The following is a 16,160-nucleotide window of genomic DNA, read 5'->3' as shown; positions in this document are numbered from 1 at the left end:
TTACAGGGATAGGTCGACGTCACCGACCGGGACGGACACGCAGATTTGCACGTCCTCGTCGGGTTGGGTCGACACCGCGCCGGTGATCAAATTGCGTACGGTTCCGGCGGTCTTGCGCCGTGTGCAGGTGTGACAGATGCCCATCCGGCACCCGTTCTGCGGCGTCAGCCCGGCCGATTCGGCCTGCTCCAGCAGCGACCGGCCGTCGTCGACGGCGTCGATCCCGCTGTCGGCGAACGTTATTCGCCCGCCCGACGGGTCGGCCGGAGCGTCGAGCACCGGCGGCACGAAGCTTTCGGTGTAGACGTTGTCGCAGTGGTCCTGCACCGCCTCGACCAAAGCCGTTGGCCCGCAGACGAACACCGCGTCCGGGTTGGGCAGGGCGGTGGCCAGGTGCTCCGGCCCGAAGCGACCGACCAGGTCACCGGCATCGCACCGGGTGTAACCGCGCAGAACGCGGACGCCGGCCCGATCCTGGTGGGCGGCCAGCTCGTCGCGGTAGCACGCCTCGGCGGGCGTGCGAGCGTAGTGCACGAAGGCGACCTCGCCCTGGTGGCGCTCGGCGATCAGCGTGCGCAGCATCGCCATGACCGGCGTGATGCCGCTTCCGCCGGAGACGAGCAGGATCCGGCGCGGCCGCACCGCGGGCAGGACGAAGTCGCCGCCGGCGCCGACCAGGCCGACCACCATGCCGCGGTGGGCCCGCTCGTACAGGTGGCTCGACACCAGCCCGCCGTCGTGGCGGCCGATCGTCAGCTCGAGGGTGGCGCCGCCTTCGGCGTTGGCCGGCGAGTAGCAGCGGGTGTGCCGGCGACCGTCGATGTCGACCGTGAGGTTGACGTACTGGCCGGCTTGAACGGTGTGGTTGGACGTGAAGGCCTCGTTGGGGGCAAGCGTGAGCGTGACGCTGCGCGGCGTGGTGCGGCGGACGTCGATGACCTTGGCGCGGGCCTCGCCCAGCGTCCAGGTAGGCGCCACCAGCTCGGTGTAGCGGTCCACGCCGTGCGGACCGGTGAGCAGGTCCAGCAGGTCTGAACCCAGCACTCGCTTTCGCAATGTTTGCGCGAGATTCCGAGTCGCTGTTTGAGTGAACATATGTACACCGTGCGACTGCGGAGCCCTGGTCGTCAAGGGTTTTGTGCCTGTTTGTGGTAGGGTTCACACAGTGAACAGCCGTGCTCCTAGCTCACGGGCGCATCGGTCGGGCCGCGAGCGCTCGCGCGAGAGTCCATCGCGCGAGGAGCGCAAGGAGGCCACGCGTCGCGCGATCATCGCCGCGGCGCTGAAGCTGCTGCAGGATCGCAGCTTTTCCAGCCTGAGCCTGCGCGAGGTGACCCGCGAGGTCGGGATCGTGCCGGCGGCCTTCTACCGCCACTTCGAGTCGATGGAGGCGCTTGGGCTGGTCCTGATCGACGAATCGTTTCGCACCCTGCGGGACACCTTGCGGGGGGCGCGCGCCGGGAAACTGGATCCCAACCGGGTGATCGAGTCGTCGGTCGAGATCGTCGTCGCCAGCATCACCGAGCGCCGCGAGCACTGGCGGTTCATCTACCGGGAACGCTCGGGCGGGGTGACCGTCCTGCGCTACGCGATCCGCACCGAGCTGCGGCTGATCACCTCGGAGCTGGCCACCGACCTTGCCCGCTTCACCGGGCTCAACGCGTGGAGCACCGAGGACCTGAACATCCTGGCGACCCTGTTCGTCAACTCGATGATCGTCATCGCCGAGGCCATCGAGGACGCGCAGACCACCGAGGCGCTGGAAGACATCCGGCGGGCGGCGGTCAAGCAGTTGCGGATGATCACCATCGGGATCGCCGGCTGGCGGAGCAGTCCCTAAGACGAACGCTATGTCCGTGGAGTGAACAACCGAGCACTCATTGCTCGGCCTGCTCGTCGACAACGTCGTACAGCGAATCGCCGTCTTCGGGGGTGCCGTCGATCTGGCCGCGGTGGGCGCGCCCGGGACCACCATCGTCGCTCGCGCCGGCCCCGGGGGCTGCGTCAGCGGAAACGTCCGGCTCTTCCTCGGCCAGTCGATCGTCGAGCGATTCGCCTTCGCGCTCCTCGCGCGCGGTCATCCCGAAGCGATTCGCTTCGCTCCAGTCATCGGGCGGGTCGACGACTATGTCGCCGTCGTCGTTGCGCAGCTCGTCGGAGTCGGTGCCCTCGCTCGCGCTCAGGGTGTCACCCGGGCCGCCCTCTTCGGGAAAGTCGCCAGTGTCGCTAGCCATACGCAACGGTTGCCCCGGTGCCCCGCGATTAAACGCGGCGAACGCCTCACCGCGGCGTACGCCACATGGCCCAGAGTGGTGGGCCCCCGTCTGGCAGCCGCACCTCCTGGGTGACCGTGAAGCCGAAACGTTCGTAGTACGGGACGTTCTCGGGTTTGCTCGACTCGAGATAGGCCGGGCAGTACTCGGCGTCGCAGCGGTCCAGCCGCGACCGCATCAGGGCCTGCCCGAAGCCCCGGCCGCGGACCGTAGGGTCGCTGCCGATGACGGCCAGATACCAGTGGGGTTCTTCGGGGTGGGTGCGCTTCATGAGCTCCTGCACTCCGCGCACCCGCGCCGAACGCGACCCGAACACCCGGATGAAGCTCGGCATCATCGTCAACTCCTCGCGGCGCGAATGCCGCCAGCGATCGGGTGGGTCCCACAGGGCCGCCGCGCCGGTGCCCGGGCCGTCGCACGCCACCTCGACACCGCCACCGGCCAGATGATGGTGGCGGGTCATCGCCGCGAACAACCGGGCCGCCTGCGCAGAGCGCGCGCGCTCGTCGGGAAGGATCCACATGATGACGGGATCGTCGTAGAAGGCCCGCGCCAGGGTGCGTGAGAGATCGCGAACGTCGGCTTTGCGCGCGGGGCGCACTCGCGGGGTCACCACGTCAGGCTAGTGCGCGAGTGGTCGGCCGTCAGATGGGTATCTTGACCCGGTGACCGGCATGTCGCGGCGAGCGTTCGGGCGAATGGCCGCCGGCGCGGGAGCGCTCGGCCCCGCCGGGCTGTCGGAAGCCTGCCGCAAATCGGGATCCGGTCAAAAGCCCACCGCTCCCCCACCGGCGGGCAGGGGTGTGGGGGTCGTCCTCTCGCACGAACAATTCCGCACCGATCAGCTGGTGGCGCAGGCGCAGGCCGCCGAGCAGGCCGGCTTCCAGTACGCCTGGGCCAGCGACCACATCCAGCCGTGGCAGGACAACGAGGGGCACTCGATGTTTCCGTGGCTGACCCTGGCCCTGGTCGGCAACGGCACCAGCCGCATCTCGTTCGGCACCGGGGTGACCTGCCCGACCTATCGCTATAACCCGGCAACGGTGGCCCAGGCGTTCGCGTCCCTGGCCATCCTCAGCCCGGGCCGGGTGTTTCTGGGGTTGGGCACCGGCGAGCGACTCAACGAGCAGGCCGCCACCAACGCCTACGGCAACTACCGCGAGCGACACGATCGGCTGATCGAGGCGATCGAAATGATCCGGCAACTGTGGAGCGGTTCACGAATATCCTTTGCCGGCCGCTACTTTCAGACCAATTCCCTGAAGCTTTACGACGTCCCGGCCACTCCGCCGCCGATCTTCGTAGCCGCCAGCGGCCCCAAGAGCGCAAAGCTGGCCGGCCAATACGGCGACGGTTGGATCACCCAGGCACGCGATGTCATTAATCCGAAGCTGTTGGCCGCGTTCGGCGCCGGCGCCCGGGCCGCCGGACGCGATCCCGCCAACATGGGCAAGCGCGCCGAGTTGTTCGCCGTGGTCGGGGACAACAGCCAGGCCACCCGCGCCGCCACCCTGTGGCGCTTCACCGCCGGGGCCGTCGATCAACCCAATCCCGTGGAGATCCAACGCGCCGCGCAGTCGAATCCGATCGACAAGGTCCTGGGCAACTGGACGGTCGGCACCGATCCCGCCCCGCACGTCGAAGCCGCGCAGAAGGTCCTCGACGCCGGAGCCGTACCGTTTCTGCACTTCCCGCAGGATGACCCCATCACCGCCATCGACTTCTACCGCACCAACGTCTTGCCCAAACTGCACTGAAGGATCCTCCAGGCTCTTAACCCGCCTTCCCTTGCGTTTCAACACATCCCACCGGGGCATTCGCAGGCAATCCCCCGTAAGGCAAGGCATGGGGGACAACCCGCCGGACCCGCAGGTGCACTCGGGGCCAAGCGAAAGGCCGGGCGTCGAAACGGATCGACACCCGGCCTTTTGCATCCAATCAGCTTGTGGGAGTTCGCTGTTCGTGGGTGAACGGCTTCTCGGCGTTGATGGCGGGTGACCCCGACGGGTTCTGCTCGGCGCCCTTGTTCTGGCGAGCGGTGCCGCCCAGCCACTGCTGCTCCGGCCTCTCCACGTACTCCCACTCCATGCCCTCGGGCCACGGGCCCTGTCCCTGATTCCAGGGTCCGCGAATCGACTCGCCACCACCGTCGGACATGTTGAACGCGACGTTTTGGAAGCGGGGGTCCGCCGGCAACTGCCCCGGTGGGAAGTTCACCGGCAGTTCGTTGAGCGCGGCGGTGAACTGCTGGTAGTGGGTGACTTCGCGGGTCATCAAGAAGGACAAGGTGTCCTGCACACCCGGATCGTCGGTGAACTGCTTGAGGTATTCGTAGACGATCTTCGCCCGGGACTCGGCGGCCAGGTTGCTGCGCAGGTCCACCGTCGGATCGCCATTGGCATTGACGTAGGACCCCATCCACGGCACCCCCTGCGAGTTGCTCACGTCGGGCGTTCCCCCGTTCAGCGCGAAATACAGCGGGTTGACCGCAACTTGATGAATGATCTGCTCGCGACCGTCGTTGCTGGCCACCGCGGGCATCCAGTCGCACTTCTCGTTGGCGATCTTCAAGTTGTCGTTGAGCCCGTCGAGCAACATCGTGATCATGGAGCCGACCATTTCGAGGTGACTGAGTTCCTCCGTGGCGATGTCCATGAACAGGTCATACATCTTGGGGTTCTTCCCCCGCAGGGCGAACGCCTGGGTGAAGTACTGCATCGCGGCCTTGAGTTCGCCGTTGGCGCCGCCGAACTGCTCCTGCAGCAACGTCGCAAAGCGTGGATCCGGCCGGTCGACGCGAACCTCGAATTGAAGATCTTTGTTGTGCACGAACATTGGGCCTCCCCTGCGGGGTTGAGATATTCCTGGTCGACGGCGGGTACCCGTGAGCTATGTGGCGAAACGCCGAACACGGCAATTTCGGCCCCGACGATTTTTGCCGCGACGTTGATTCGTGCCTAGATTGGGCTGGGTCAAAGCCACCGACAGATCGCAACAGAATCGGGTCCCATGGATCTTTCAAGCCCGAACTTCAGGCACGAGCTGGCTGAGCGCATGGCGCAGCTTTCCCGCGAGATGGCCGCGCCTCGCCCGCTCGAGCAGGTTCTCGCCGACGTCACGGCCACGGCGGTAAAGCTGATACCGGGAGCTGACGTCGCGGGAGTGCTGCTTGTGAAAAAGGGTGGGGACTTCGAATCCCTTGCGGATACGGACGGCTTGGCCGCGCAGCTCGACAAGCTGCAGCACGATTTCGGCGAAGGGCCCTGTGCGGACGCCGCGCTCAAACAGACCATTGTGCGATCTGACGACATGCGTGATGAGCCGCGCTGGCCCCGATATGCGCCCGCGGCGGTTGAACATGGCGTTCTCAGTAGTCTGTCGTTCAAGCTGTACACCGCGGACCGCACCGCCGGCGCGCTAAACCTGTTCAGTTTCAAAGTCGATGCATGGGACACCGACGCCGAGACGATCGGGTCGGTGTTCGCCGCGCATGCAGCCGCGGCGATCATGGCCGGGCGCCACGGGCAGCAGATGGAATCGGCGCTGTCGAGCAGGGACCGCATCGGCCAGGCCAAAGGCATCATCATGGAACGCTACGGCGTGGACGATGTGCGCGCCTTCGAGATGCTGCGGGCCCTCTCGCAGGAGGGCCAGACGAAGCTCGTCGACATCGCCGAGCGCGTCATCGAGACCCGCGGCGAAGGCTGATCCTGCGCCGCCGCCATCTAGGATGAGGTGGCGTTATCAACGAGTCCGGTGCGGCGCTGCGCCGGGGAACGGTTGGCCACGGTGTGGGACTTCGAAACGGACCCGGAATACCAGGCGAAGCTGGACTGGGTCGAAAAATTCATGACGGACGAACTCGAACCACTCGATCTCGTCGCGCTCGACCCGTACGACAAAAAGAACGCCGAGATGATGGCCATCCTGCGGCCATTGCAGCAGCAGGTGAAGGACCAGGGACTGTGGGCCGCGCACCTGCGGCCCGACCTCGGCGGCCAGGGTTTCGGCCAGGTCAAGCTCGCACTGCTCAACGAGATCCTCGGTCGCTCCCGCTGGGCACCGTCGGTGTTCGGCTGCCAGGCCCCCGATTCCGGCAACGCCGAGATCCTCGCGCTGTTCGGCACCGATGAGCAGAAGGCCCGCTACCTGCAACCGCTGCTCGACGGCGAGATCACGTCGTGCTATTCGATGACCGAACCGCAGGGGGGTTCCGACCCCGGCCAGTTCGTCACGGCCGCGACCCGTGACGGCGACTACTGGGTGATCAACGGGGAGAAGTGGTTTTCCACGAACGCCAAGCACGCGTCGTTTTTCATCGTGATGGCCGTCACGAACCCCGAATCCCGGACCTACGACAAGATGTCGCTGTTCATCGTTCCCGCCGAGACCCCCGGCATCGAGATCGTGCGCAACGTCGGCGTGGGCGCCGAGTCCTCGAAGCGGGCCAGCCACGGCTACGTCCGCTACACGGATGTCCGCGTGCCGGCCGACCACGTGCTGGGTGGCGAGGGCCAGGCATTCATGATCGCTCAGACGCGGCTCGGGGGTGGCCGCATCCACCATGCAATGCGCACAATCGCGTTGGCGCGCAGCGCGTTTGACATGATGTGCGAGCGCGCCGTGTCGCGGAAGACCAGGCATGGTCGGCTGTCCGATTTCCAGATGACCCAGGAGAAGGTCGCCGACAGCTGGATCCAGATCGAGCAGTTCCGGCTGCTGGTGTTGCGCACCGCGTGGCTCATCGACAAGCACCACGACTACCAGAAGGTGCGCCGCGACATCGCGGCGGTGAAGGTCGCGATGCCGCAGGTGCTGCATGACGTCGTGCAGCGGGCCATGCACCTGCACGGCGCGCTCGGCGTCTCCGACGAGATGCCGTTCGTCAAGATGATGGTGGCCGCCGAGTCGCTGGGCATCGCGGACGGAGCCACCGAGCTGCACAAGATGACGGTGGCGCGCCGCACATTGCGCGAATACCAGCCGGTGGCAACGCCTTTCCCGTCGCAGCACATCCCGACCCGGCGCGCCGAGGCCCAGGCCCGCCTGGCCGAGCGCCTGGAACACTCGATCGCCGAGTTTTAGGCCCTCGCGTCGCGTCCCCATTCGCGACACATAAACATCTGCGACGACACGCCCCGGAAAACGTAGCAACAGTTGATATTTCGCGGCTGCCGGTGATCTCGATCAGGAGATGTAGCGGACGATGCTTTCGGCCACGCACGCCGGCTTGGCGGCACCCTCGATCTCGACGGTGGTCGACACCGTGGCCTGCACGGCGCCGTCGCCGAGGTCATCGACGCTGACCAGCGAGCTTTGCGCGCGCACCCGGGAGCCCACCGGCACCGGGGCGGGAAAGCGAACCTTGTTCAGGCCGTAGTTGATTGCCAATTTGATGCCGTTGACGGTGTACATCTCGTGCTGCAGCCGCGGCAGCAGCGCCAGGGTCATGAAACCGTGGGCGATGGTCGTGCCGAACGGACCGGCCGCCGCCCGCTCCGGGTCGACGTGGATCCATTGGTGATCGCCGGTCGCGTCGGCGAACAGGTTGACGTCCTCCTGGGTGATGGTCACCCAGTCGCTCTGCCCGATCTGTTCGCCCGTGGCGGCGGCGAGGTCGGCCACTGAATCGAAGGTGCGCATTGGTTCTCCTCGGGGTGCTGACGATGCCCGCATGCACCCTATCGGAGCCGGATCGTGGCCGTTTCGCACGCCGCTGCGCGGGGAACCTGGATCCCATGCCGGAAAACAAGGGTCACCGAGCCGAGGACGATGTAGAACCCGAAGCGCACGAGGCTCGGTCGCGTGCCGCCGAGGGCGAGGACGGCTCGTACGTCGGGGCGTCCGGTCCTGACGATGCCATCGATGCCGGCGAAACGGGCGCTGAAGCCCGCAGCCAGGACGGCTAGCGGTAGCGCAAGATGACTGTGTGAGGCTGCTGCTGATCGCCGACACCCACGTTCCCCGGCGCGCCCGCGACCTGCCCGCGCGGGTATGGGACGAGGTTGCCGGCGCCGATGTCGTCGTGCACGCCGGCGACTGGGTATCGCCGGAATTGCTCGACGACCTGGAATCCAGGGCCGCGCGGCTGATCGCCTGCTGGGGAAACAACGACGGGCCGGCATTGCGGGCGCGGCTGCCGGAGCGGGCCGACGCCACGCTGGACGGATTGCGCCTGACCGTGGTCCACGAGACGGGGGCGGCGACCGGGCGCGGCGCGCGGATGTCGCGCCTCTACCCGGACAGCGACGTGCTGGTGTTCGGTCACAGCCACATCCCCTGGGACACGACGACAGAAACGGGCCTGCGCCTGCTCAATCCGGGGTCGCCGACGGATCGTCGCCGGCAACCGCACTGCAGCTACATGACGGCCCAGGTCGTAAACGGGAAGCTGGCCGACGTCGTCCTGCATTTCCTCGACAAGTAGCTGGGAGCTAGCCCCCACACAGCCTGCACACATATTTAGCTCGTAAACAGAGGTATATGGCCGCAGCGACCGTGGGCACCGATCTGGTCACCGAGGTTTTCGGCGTCGTGGGCAGGTTTCGCCGGCAACTTCGCCGCTCGGCCGGCCGCGGGCTGGACTCCGCCCGGCTGTCCGAGGCGCAGGCGGAGCTGCTGTGGCTCGTCGGCCGGCGACCGGGGATCTCGGTCAGCGTCGCCGCCGCGGAGCTCGGCCTGGTACCCAACACCGCGTCCACCCTGGTTTCCAAGCTGGTCGGCAACGGCTTGCTGATCCGGACCGTCGGCGAGACGGACCGCCGCGTCGGCCGGCTGCGGCTCGCCGAGCCCACCCAGCAACTCGTCGACGCGTCTCGGGCCGCGCGGCGGGCACTGCTGTCGGACGTGCTCGGCGAACTCGATGACGACCAAATCGACTCCCTGGCAAAGGGCTTGGAGGTCCTTGACACGATGACCCGACGACTACAGGAGCGGCGATCATGAGCGAACGACTGCCGATGGCGATCGACTGCCAAAACCTGACCTACCGCTACGGCCAGTTCAGCGCGGTCGACGACGTGACGCTGCAGGTCCGGCCCGGCGAGACCATGGGCCTGCTGGGGCCCAACGGCGCGGGAAAGACGACGCTGGTCCGCATGCTCACCACCCTGACGCCGGTGCAGCAGGGCGAACTGCGCATTTTCGGCATGGACGCCCACAATCAGACCGTGGACATCCGCAGCAACATCGGTTATGTCCCGCAACAACTTTCGATCGAGCCGTCTTTGACGGGCCGGCAGAATGTGCAATGGTTCGCTCGCCTGTACGGCGTGCCGCGCGCCTGCCGGGCCGAGCGGGTGGCGCTGGCGCTGGAGGCCATGGAGCTTCTCGACGTGGCCGACCGGCGCGCTGGAACCTATTCCGGCGGCATGGTGCGCCGCCTCGAGGTGGCCCAGGCGCTGGTGAACCGGCCGTCGTTGCTGGTGCTCGACGAACCGACCGTCGGGCTGGACCCGATCGCCCGGGACGGCGTCTGGCGGCAGGTACAGAGCATGCAGGCCCAGTTCGGCATGACCGTGCTGCTCACCACCCACTACATGGAAGAGGCCGACGCGCTGTGTGATCGGGTCGCGCTGATGCACCGGGGTAAGTTGCGCGCCGTGGGCACGCCCGCCGAGCTGAAATCGCGGGTGTCGCCGGGCGCCACGCTCGAGGATGTGTTCCGCCACTACGCGGCATCGGGCCTCTCCGAGGAGTCGGAAGCTTCCGCGTCTTTCCGTGAAATCCGGTCCAGCAGAAAGGTTGCCAGCCGTGCCAGTTGATAGCGCCCGCAAGGCCCCCGCGGCCACCCTGGTTCGCGCCCCGCGCGGATGGCAACGCGTCCAGGCGACCCTGGCGCGCATCGGCGCGTTCGCGATCGTCGAACTGCAGAAGCTGCAGCACGACCGGACCGAGCTCGTCACCCGGATGGTGCAGCCCGCGCTGTGGCTGCTGATCTTCGGTACGACCTTCAGCAAGCTGCACGTCATCCATACGGGACGGGTGTCCTATCTCGCCTTCCTGGCGCCGGGGATCATCGCCCAGTCGGCGTTGTTCATCTCGATTTTCTATGGCATACAGATCATTTGGGATCGGGATGCCGGAGTGCTGGCCAAGCTCATGGTGACGCCGGCTCCGGCATCCGCGCTGATCACCGGGAAGGCGTTCGCGGCCGGAGTGCGATCGGTCGCCCAGGTCGTCGGCGTGATGGCGCTGGCCTACCTGATGAACGTCGGCCTGACCGTCAATCCGCTGCGGATCCTGGCGGCGATGGCCGTGGTCATGCTCGGCGCCGGGTTCTTCGCCTGCCTGTCGATGACCCTGGCCGGCCTGGTCCTCAGTCGCGATCGCCTGATGGGCATCGGGCAAGCCATCACCATGCCGTTGTTCTTCGCGTCCAACGCGCTGTATCCGGTCGACGTGATGCCCTCCTGGCTGCACGCGCTGAGCAAGGTCAACCCGCTCAGCTACGAGGTGGACGCGCTGCGGGCGCTGTTGATCGGCACCCCGTTCAATCCGGTCGACGTCGTGGTGTTGGTGGTGGCTGCGGTGGTCGGAATCGCCACGGCATCAACGCTTTTACGACGCCTGGTCGCTTAGTTGTCCCGAGGCGCCAACCGTGACCTGAATGTGACGATTCCGCGCCGAGGCCCAATCGTTAGGTAACCGCGATCTACTCCCGCGGCCGCGACGCACGAATTGCGCCCTCCCCCTGTGTTTCACTGCGCTGGCGAACGAAATCGCCCGCGTCATGCGGCAGATGAAAGTTGGGATGGGTAGGGAGCTATGTCGTTCTTCGAAGAGGTGCGGAAGTTGCGTGGCGCAGCAGCGAGTGCGCCGCGCCGGCTGGCTATCGCGGCTGCCGGGGCCGCCCTGTTGTCCGGCCTGATCGCCGCCGGCGGCGGCTCGGCTACCGCGGGGGCGTTCTCGAAGCCCGGTCTGCCGGTGGAATACCTGCAGGTGCCGTCGCCGTCGATGGGCCGCAACATCAAGGTCCAATTCCAGGGGGGCGGACCGCACTCGGTCTACCTGCTCGACGGCCTGCGGGCGCAAGACGATTACAACGGCTGGGACATCAACACCCCCGCCTTCGAGGAGTTCTACCAGTCCGGCCTGTCGGTGATCATGCCGGTCGGCGGCCAGTCCAGCTTCTACAGCAACTGGTACCAGCCGTCCTCGGGCAACGGCCAGAACTACACCTACAAGTGGGAGACGTTCCTGACCCAGGAGATGCCCGCTTGGCTGCAGGCCAACAAGCAGTTGTCACCGTTCGGCAACGCCGTGGTGGGCCTGTCGATGTCAGGCGGCTCGTCGCTGATAATGGCGGCGTACTACCCGCAGCAATTCCCTTACGCCGCTTCGCTTTCGGGCTTCCTCAACCCGTCCGAGGGCTGGTGGCCGACCCTGATCGGTCTGGCAATGAACGACGCGGGCGGTTACAACGCCAACAGCATGTGGGGCCCGTCCTCCGACCCCGCGTGGAAGCGCAACGACCCGATGGTCCAGATTCCGCGGCTGGTCGCCAACAACACCCGGATCTGGGTGTATTGCGGTAACGGCACGCCCAGCGACCTCGGCGGCGACAACATGCCGGCGAAGTTCCTGGAGGGCCTGACGCTGCGCACCAACCAGCAGTTCCAGAACAACTACGTGGCCGCGGGCGGTCGCAACGGGACGTTCAACTTCCCGGCCAATGGGACCCACTCGTGGCCCTACTGGAACCAGCAGCTGGTCGCCATGAAGCCGGACATCCTGCAGGTCCTCAACGCCGTCAACACCACCGCCCAGCCGGCGGCACCAGCGCAACCGGCGGCCTAAACCCTCCGAGCCAGCATCGGCAGTAGCGCACCGGTCAGCGCTACTGCCGATGCTTTTTCTCTGTCCGGTCGTTCAACAACGCCCGCCGGTCCTGGTGGAAGTACGTGTACCCGGTGGTCAACGCGGACACCGCCGTGGCGACCACCAGCATCCAGGTGCCGTTGACGACCAGGCTGATGCCGCCGCCGGCCACGGCGCCCAGGACGAAGCTGGTGAACAGCAGGAAGTAGCCGAGCCAGTCCGCCGCCGTTCCCCCGGCGATGTGGCGTTCGATACCCTGGCCCATCTTGACCAGGGTGCCGGTCACATAGCTCAACGGCACCGACACCTCGCCGTCCTTGACGAACGAGGTGTTCAACGCGCCAATCGCAAAGGCCACCAACATAATCGGTGCGAAGTCGAGGAGATTTTCTTCCCATCCCTCATCGAGGACGTCCACCACGGTGGCGGCCAGCAGGCTGAAGGTCGTGAGAACGGTGGGACCGTGCGGATGCGCCACCCAGAAGTGCCGTCGACACACCGACGCGATCACCACGCCCGCGACGAAACACACCAGCAGCAGCGCCGCCGTCACCGAGAGCAGCACGTCGCCGCGGAAATAGCCCAGCGCGGCCCGCTGGGCATTTCCCGTCATGAACGTGACGAAGTAGCCGGCGGAATGGGTGAACGCCGTCGCCCCCAGCACGCCGGCCAGCCCGGCGAGCACCCACGACAACCTCGACTCGCTATTGAATATCCGACTCCCCACGCGGGACATGTTGTCAGACACGGCCCGTCCGCGCAGCCGCATCCAGGCGATCGCAAGCGCGGCGAAGCCGGGCGCGGCGGGTCGCCACCTTCGACCTAGGCGGCGGTCAGCCGGGCGATGGAGCGCAGCGGGATCGGCAGCCAGCCCGGCCGGTGCCGCGCCTCGTAACCGGCCTCGTAGACCGCCTTGTCGAGTTCGTAGGCGGCCAGCAGCTGCGCCGAATCCCGCGGGTCGATCCCCGACACGGCCGCGTAGCCGTCGCAGAACGCCGCGCAGTTGCGCTCGATCCATTCCCGGGCTCGGGCAGCTAGTTGCTTGTCGCCACCCTGATCAAGCAGTGGCCCGTAGGCGGCGTACTCGAAGGAGCGCAGGACGCCGGCAACATCGCGCAACGGCGAGTCCGGCGCCCGCCGCTCGTCGAGCGGCTGCCCCGGCTCCCCTTCGAAGTCGATCAACAGCCAACTCTCCGGGGTCCGCAGCACCTGCCCGAGGTGCAGGTCGCCGTGCACGCGCTGCACGGTGACCGTCTCGCCGGCGAGCTTGCCGAACCGCTCTTCGATCGTCGCCGCGTACTCCTCGAGTTCAGGAACCTTCGCGACGGTCGACGACAGCCGTGCCAGCACCGTGTCCACCGGGAAGGTGGTCTCGGCCGTCCCCAGGGACTCGGCGAGCGTGGCGTGCACGGAGGCCACGGCTTCGCCCAGCCGGTTGGACTCGGCGGCGAAGTCGCCGCCGACTTCGTGGGCATACAGGTCGCCCTCCGCGAACAGATCCCGGATGCTGGCGGTGGCCATGGCCCAGCCTTCGGCGGCATTCGACGCAAACTCGGTCACCATGCCCAGGGGCCAGACATCGTCGTCCGGCGGCACCATCTCGTACGTGCCGAGCAACCGGGCCACGTGCGGGTTGCCCGCGCGCCCGAGCACCCGGTTCAGCTCGATGTCGGGGTTGATGCCGCTGCTGACGCGGCGGAACACCTTGAAGATGGCACGCCGATCGAAGATCACGCTGCTATTGCTCTGCTCGGCGTCGGAAACGTGCGGCATCGCGTCCAGCGGCAGCTCGACACCGGGTTCCTTGGCGAACGCCACCTCGACGCCGGACGCACCGCGGGCGGCCGCGGAGTCGATCAGCGAGAGCAGGAACCGCGGCGCGTCGACGTCGTACAGCGCGTCGAAGCCGGTCCGGTCGTCCGCGGCGCCGATGGTCGCCACGGTGCTGTACTCCGAGACCGGCGCGGAATCCCACCCGACGATCACCTGATAGCGCTCCGCCGAGCCGTCGACATAGTCGACGTCGACGAGCACCAGGTCGAGGTCCTCCCGCAGCGGGACGACGACGGCAGCCTCGGCACTCGACAGTTCCCGGTTGCGTCCGGCGTACCAACGTTGTTGCGGCAGCCACTCAGACCAGGGCAGCCTGGCGGGGCCCCCAGAAGGGACAGTCATGCGTTCTCCTCACAAGCGGGGGACAACTGGAACCAGTAGAACCCGTGTCCCGGCAGCGTCAGCAGGTAGGGCAGGTGACCGACGCGGGGAAACTCCACGTGGCCGGTCAGCTCCATCGGCGTGCAGCCGCTCCAGTGCTGCAGGTTCAGCTCGATCGGCTGGGGGAACCGCGACAGGTTGTTCACGCACAGCACGACGTCTCCGCCGTCGACCCCGTCCCCCGCCTGGCGCACGAACGCCAGCACGGAGGGGTTCGACCCGCCCAGCTCCTCGAAATTGCCGATCGCGAAAGCTTTGTGCCGCCCGCGCACCGACAGCATCATCCGGGTGAAGTTGAGCAGGGACGTCGAGGTGTCGCGCTGGGCCTCCACGTTGACGGCCTGGTAGCCGTAGACCGGGTCCTGGCTGGGCGGCAGGTAGAGCCGGCCCGGGTTGGCGGTGGAAAACCCGGCGTTGCGGTCCGGTGTCCACTGCATCGGGGTGCGCACACCGTCCCGGTCCCCGAGCCAGATCACGTCGCCCATGCCGATCTCGTCGCCGTAGTAGAGGACCGGCGAGCCCGGCAGCGACAGCAGCAGCGCCGTGAACAGCTCGATCTGGTTGCGGTCGTTGTCCAGCAGGGGCGCCAGGCGGCGGCGGATGCCGACGTTCGCCTTCATCCGCGGGTCCTTGGCGTACTCGGCGTACATGTAGTCGCGCTCTTCGTCGCTGACCATCTCCAGCGTCAACTCGTCGTGGTTGCGCAGGAAGATCCCCCACTGAGCCATGTCGGGGATCGGCGGCGTCTGCGCCATGATCTCCGAGATCGGGAACCGAGACTCCCGGCGGACCGCCATGAAGATGCGCGGCATCAGCGGGAAATGGAACGCCATGTGGCATTCGTCGCCGCCGGTGCTGGCGTCGCCGAAGTACTCGACCACATCGCCCGGCCACTGATTGGCCTCGGCCAGCAGCACCCGGCCGGGGAACTCGTCGTCGACGACCTTGCGCACGCGCTTGAGGAACGCGTGCGTCTCGGGCAGGTTCTCGCAGTTGGTGCCCTCGCGTTCGAACAGATAGGGCACCGCGTCCAGCCGGAACCCGTCGATGCCCAGGCCCAGCCAGAAGCGGATGACGTCGATCATCGCCTCCTGGACGGCCGGGTTGTCATAGTTCAGGTCGGGCTGGTGGGAAAAGAACCGGTGCCAGTAGAACTGGCGGCGCACCGGGTCGAACGTCCAGTTCGATTCTTCGGTGTCGACGAAGATGATGCGGGCGTCGGTGTACTTCTCACTGGTGTCGCTCCACACGTAGTAGTCGCCGTACGGCCCGTCGGGATCGCGCCGCGACTCCTGAAACCAGGGATGCGACTCCGAGGTGTGGTTCATCACCAGGTCGGTGATCACCCGGATCCCCCGCTCGTGAGCCGCGTCGAGCAGCGCGACGAAGTCCTCGACGGTCCCGAATTCGGGCAGCACCTTGTAAAAGTCCCGGATGTCATAGCCGCCGTCGCGCAGCGGTGAGTCGTAGAACGGGGGCAGCCAAATGCAGTCGATTCCGAGCCATTGCAGGTAGTCCAGGCGGTCCAGCAGGCCGCGCAGGTCGCCCTGCCCGTCGGCGTTGGCGTCACTGAACGCGCGGACCAGGACTTCGTAGAAAACCGCGTGCTTGAACCACGTCGGGTCCGCGGGCAGCGCGGCGGCGTTCTCGAAGTCCTCGGCGTCCGGGTGCTCGACCACGCCGTCTTCGACGTGACTTCCCGCGGCTGGATCGTGCTCGACAGCGTCTCGTGCGTCGTTCATCAATTCCACGATGCCACGTGTACCCGACGCGGCACATCGGGAATCACCGCCGCTACCAGGGGACGAATCACGCTGTGCCGCAGCCAGACTGGGCGGAAGGCGGGCATTATCC

18 protein-coding genes are annotated in these 16,160 nt (G+C 66.9%); 10 read left to right on the top strand and 8 right to left on the bottom strand.

Annotated elements, in window-relative coordinates; genetic code table 11:
- Positions 1-1,095, bottom strand: coding sequence for a ferredoxin reductase (locus BN4348_RS56150; RefSeq protein WP_066917298.1), 1,095 nt, complete (start codon positions 1,093-1,095; stop codon positions 1-3).
- 70 nt (positions 1,096-1,165) lie between these two features.
- On the opposite strand from BN4348_RS56150, the gene BN4348_RS56145 reads away from it, so the two are divergent.
- Positions 1,166-1,840 carry a TetR family transcriptional regulator gene (locus BN4348_RS56145; protein ID WP_066917297.1) on the top strand — a complete coding sequence of 225 codons (675 nt, stop codon included), beginning with the start codon at positions 1,166-1,168 and terminating at the stop codon, positions 1,838-1,840.
- Between the two features lie 37 nt (positions 1,841-1,877).
- Here the strand turns inward: BN4348_RS56145 and BN4348_RS56140 are convergent, their stop codons facing one another.
- Both BN4348_RS56140 and BN4348_RS56135 read right to left on the bottom strand, forming a co-directional pair.
- On the bottom strand, positions 1,878-2,234 hold the full coding sequence (locus BN4348_RS56140; RefSeq protein ID WP_066917296.1) for a hypothetical protein: 357 nt from the start codon (positions 2,232-2,234) through the stop codon (positions 1,878-1,880).
- A gap of 46 nt (positions 2,235-2,280) precedes the next feature.
- Complete coding sequence (locus tag BN4348_RS56135) at positions 2,281-2,886, bottom strand: GNAT family N-acetyltransferase (protein ID WP_066917362.1); 606 nt, start codon at positions 2,884-2,886, stop codon at positions 2,281-2,283.
- Between the two features lie 52 nt (positions 2,887-2,938).
- Here BN4348_RS56135 and BN4348_RS56130 point away from each other — a divergent pair, with 52 nt between their 5' ends.
- A complete protein-coding gene (locus BN4348_RS56130; protein WP_066917295.1) occupies positions 2,939-4,030 on the top strand; it encodes a F420-dependent hydroxymycolic acid dehydrogenase in 1,092 nt (363 codons plus the stop codon).
- Positions 4,031-4,211: 181 nt separating this feature from the next.
- On the opposite strand, the gene BN4348_RS56125 is transcribed toward BN4348_RS56130, so the two are convergent.
- Complete coding sequence (locus tag BN4348_RS56125; RefSeq protein ID WP_066917294.1) at positions 4,212-5,108, bottom strand: manganese catalase family protein; 897 nt, start codon at positions 5,106-5,108, stop codon at positions 4,212-4,214.
- A gap of 174 nt (positions 5,109-5,282) precedes the next feature.
- Here BN4348_RS56125 and BN4348_RS56120 point away from each other — a divergent pair, with 174 nt between their 5' ends.
- Positions 5,283-5,981, top strand: a complete 699-nt coding sequence (locus BN4348_RS56120; protein WP_066917293.1) for a GAF and ANTAR domain-containing protein — start codon at positions 5,283-5,285, stop codon at positions 5,979-5,981.
- An 81-nt stretch (positions 5,982-6,062) separates the two neighbouring features.
- Positions 6,063-7,358, top strand: coding sequence for an acyl-CoA dehydrogenase family protein (locus BN4348_RS56115; RefSeq protein ID WP_066917361.1), 1,296 nt, complete (start codon positions 6,063-6,065; stop codon positions 7,356-7,358).
- 102 nt (positions 7,359-7,460) lie between these two features.
- Here BN4348_RS56115 and BN4348_RS56110 read toward each other — a convergent pair whose 3' ends face one another.
- Entirely contained in the window at positions 7,461-7,916 is a 456-nt protein-coding gene (locus BN4348_RS56110; protein ID WP_066917292.1) for a MaoC family dehydratase, read from the bottom strand.
- Between the two features lie 95 nt (positions 7,917-8,011).
- Here BN4348_RS56110 and BN4348_RS60600 point away from each other — a divergent pair, with 95 nt between their 5' ends.
- The 6 genes from BN4348_RS60600 to ag85C all read left to right on the top strand — a co-directional run bounded on the left by BN4348_RS60600 (position 8,012) and on the right by ag85C (position 12,071).
- A complete protein-coding gene (locus BN4348_RS60600) occupies positions 8,012-8,182 on the top strand; it encodes a hypothetical protein (RefSeq protein WP_167670488.1) in 171 nt (56 codons plus the stop codon).
- Positions 8,183-8,202: 20 nt separating this feature from the next.
- Positions 8,203-8,700 (top strand): metallophosphoesterase family protein, encoded by a 498-nt coding sequence (locus tag BN4348_RS56105; RefSeq protein WP_066917291.1) that lies wholly within the window; start codon positions 8,203-8,205, stop codon positions 8,698-8,700.
- Positions 8,701-8,756: 56 nt separating this feature from the next.
- Entirely contained in the window at positions 8,757-9,218 is a 462-nt protein-coding gene (locus BN4348_RS56100) for a MarR family winged helix-turn-helix transcriptional regulator (RefSeq protein ID WP_066917290.1), read from the top strand.
- Positions 9,215-10,036 (top strand): ATP-binding cassette domain-containing protein, encoded by an 822-nt coding sequence (locus tag BN4348_RS56095; RefSeq protein WP_066917289.1) that lies wholly within the window; start codon positions 9,215-9,217, stop codon positions 10,034-10,036. The genes BN4348_RS56100 and BN4348_RS56095 overlap by 4 nt, the downstream gene beginning before the upstream one ends.
- The gene (locus BN4348_RS56090) at positions 10,026-10,853 is read left to right on the top strand and encodes an ABC transporter permease (RefSeq protein WP_066917288.1); all 828 of its coding nucleotides are present in this window, start codon (positions 10,026-10,028) and stop codon (positions 10,851-10,853) included. The genes BN4348_RS56095 and BN4348_RS56090 overlap by 11 nt, the downstream gene beginning before the upstream one ends.
- A gap of 186 nt (positions 10,854-11,039) precedes the next feature.
- On the top strand, positions 11,040-12,071 hold the full coding sequence (ag85C, locus tag BN4348_RS56085; RefSeq protein WP_066917287.1) for a diacylglycerol acyltransferase/mycolyltransferase Ag85C: 1,032 nt from the start codon (positions 11,040-11,042) through the stop codon (positions 12,069-12,071).
- A gap of 40 nt (positions 12,072-12,111) precedes the next feature.
- Here ag85C and BN4348_RS56080 read toward each other — a convergent pair whose 3' ends face one another.
- From BN4348_RS56080 to treS, 3 genes are all read right to left on the bottom strand, one after another.
- Positions 12,112-12,828, bottom strand: a complete 717-nt coding sequence (locus BN4348_RS56080; protein ID WP_276002720.1) for a YoaK family protein — start codon at positions 12,826-12,828, stop codon at positions 12,112-12,114.
- Between the two features lie 86 nt (positions 12,829-12,914).
- Positions 12,915-14,267, bottom strand: coding sequence for a maltokinase N-terminal cap-like domain-containing protein (locus BN4348_RS56075; protein ID WP_066917286.1), 1,353 nt, complete (start codon positions 14,265-14,267; stop codon positions 12,915-12,917).
- The gene (gene treS / locus BN4348_RS56070; RefSeq protein ID WP_066917285.1) at positions 14,264-16,048 is read right to left on the bottom strand and encodes a maltose alpha-D-glucosyltransferase; all 1,785 of its coding nucleotides are present in this window, start codon (positions 16,046-16,048) and stop codon (positions 14,264-14,266) included. The genes BN4348_RS56075 and treS overlap by 4 nt, the downstream gene beginning before the upstream one ends.
- Positions 16,049-16,160: the final 112 nt, after the last annotated feature.

The sequence above is a fragment of the Mycobacterium interjectum genome (assembly GCF_900078675.2).
GTDB lineage: Bacteria > Actinomycetota > Actinomycetes > Mycobacteriales > Mycobacteriaceae > Mycobacterium > Mycobacterium interjectum.
This window is presented reverse-complemented; position numbering and strand designations above follow the sequence as displayed.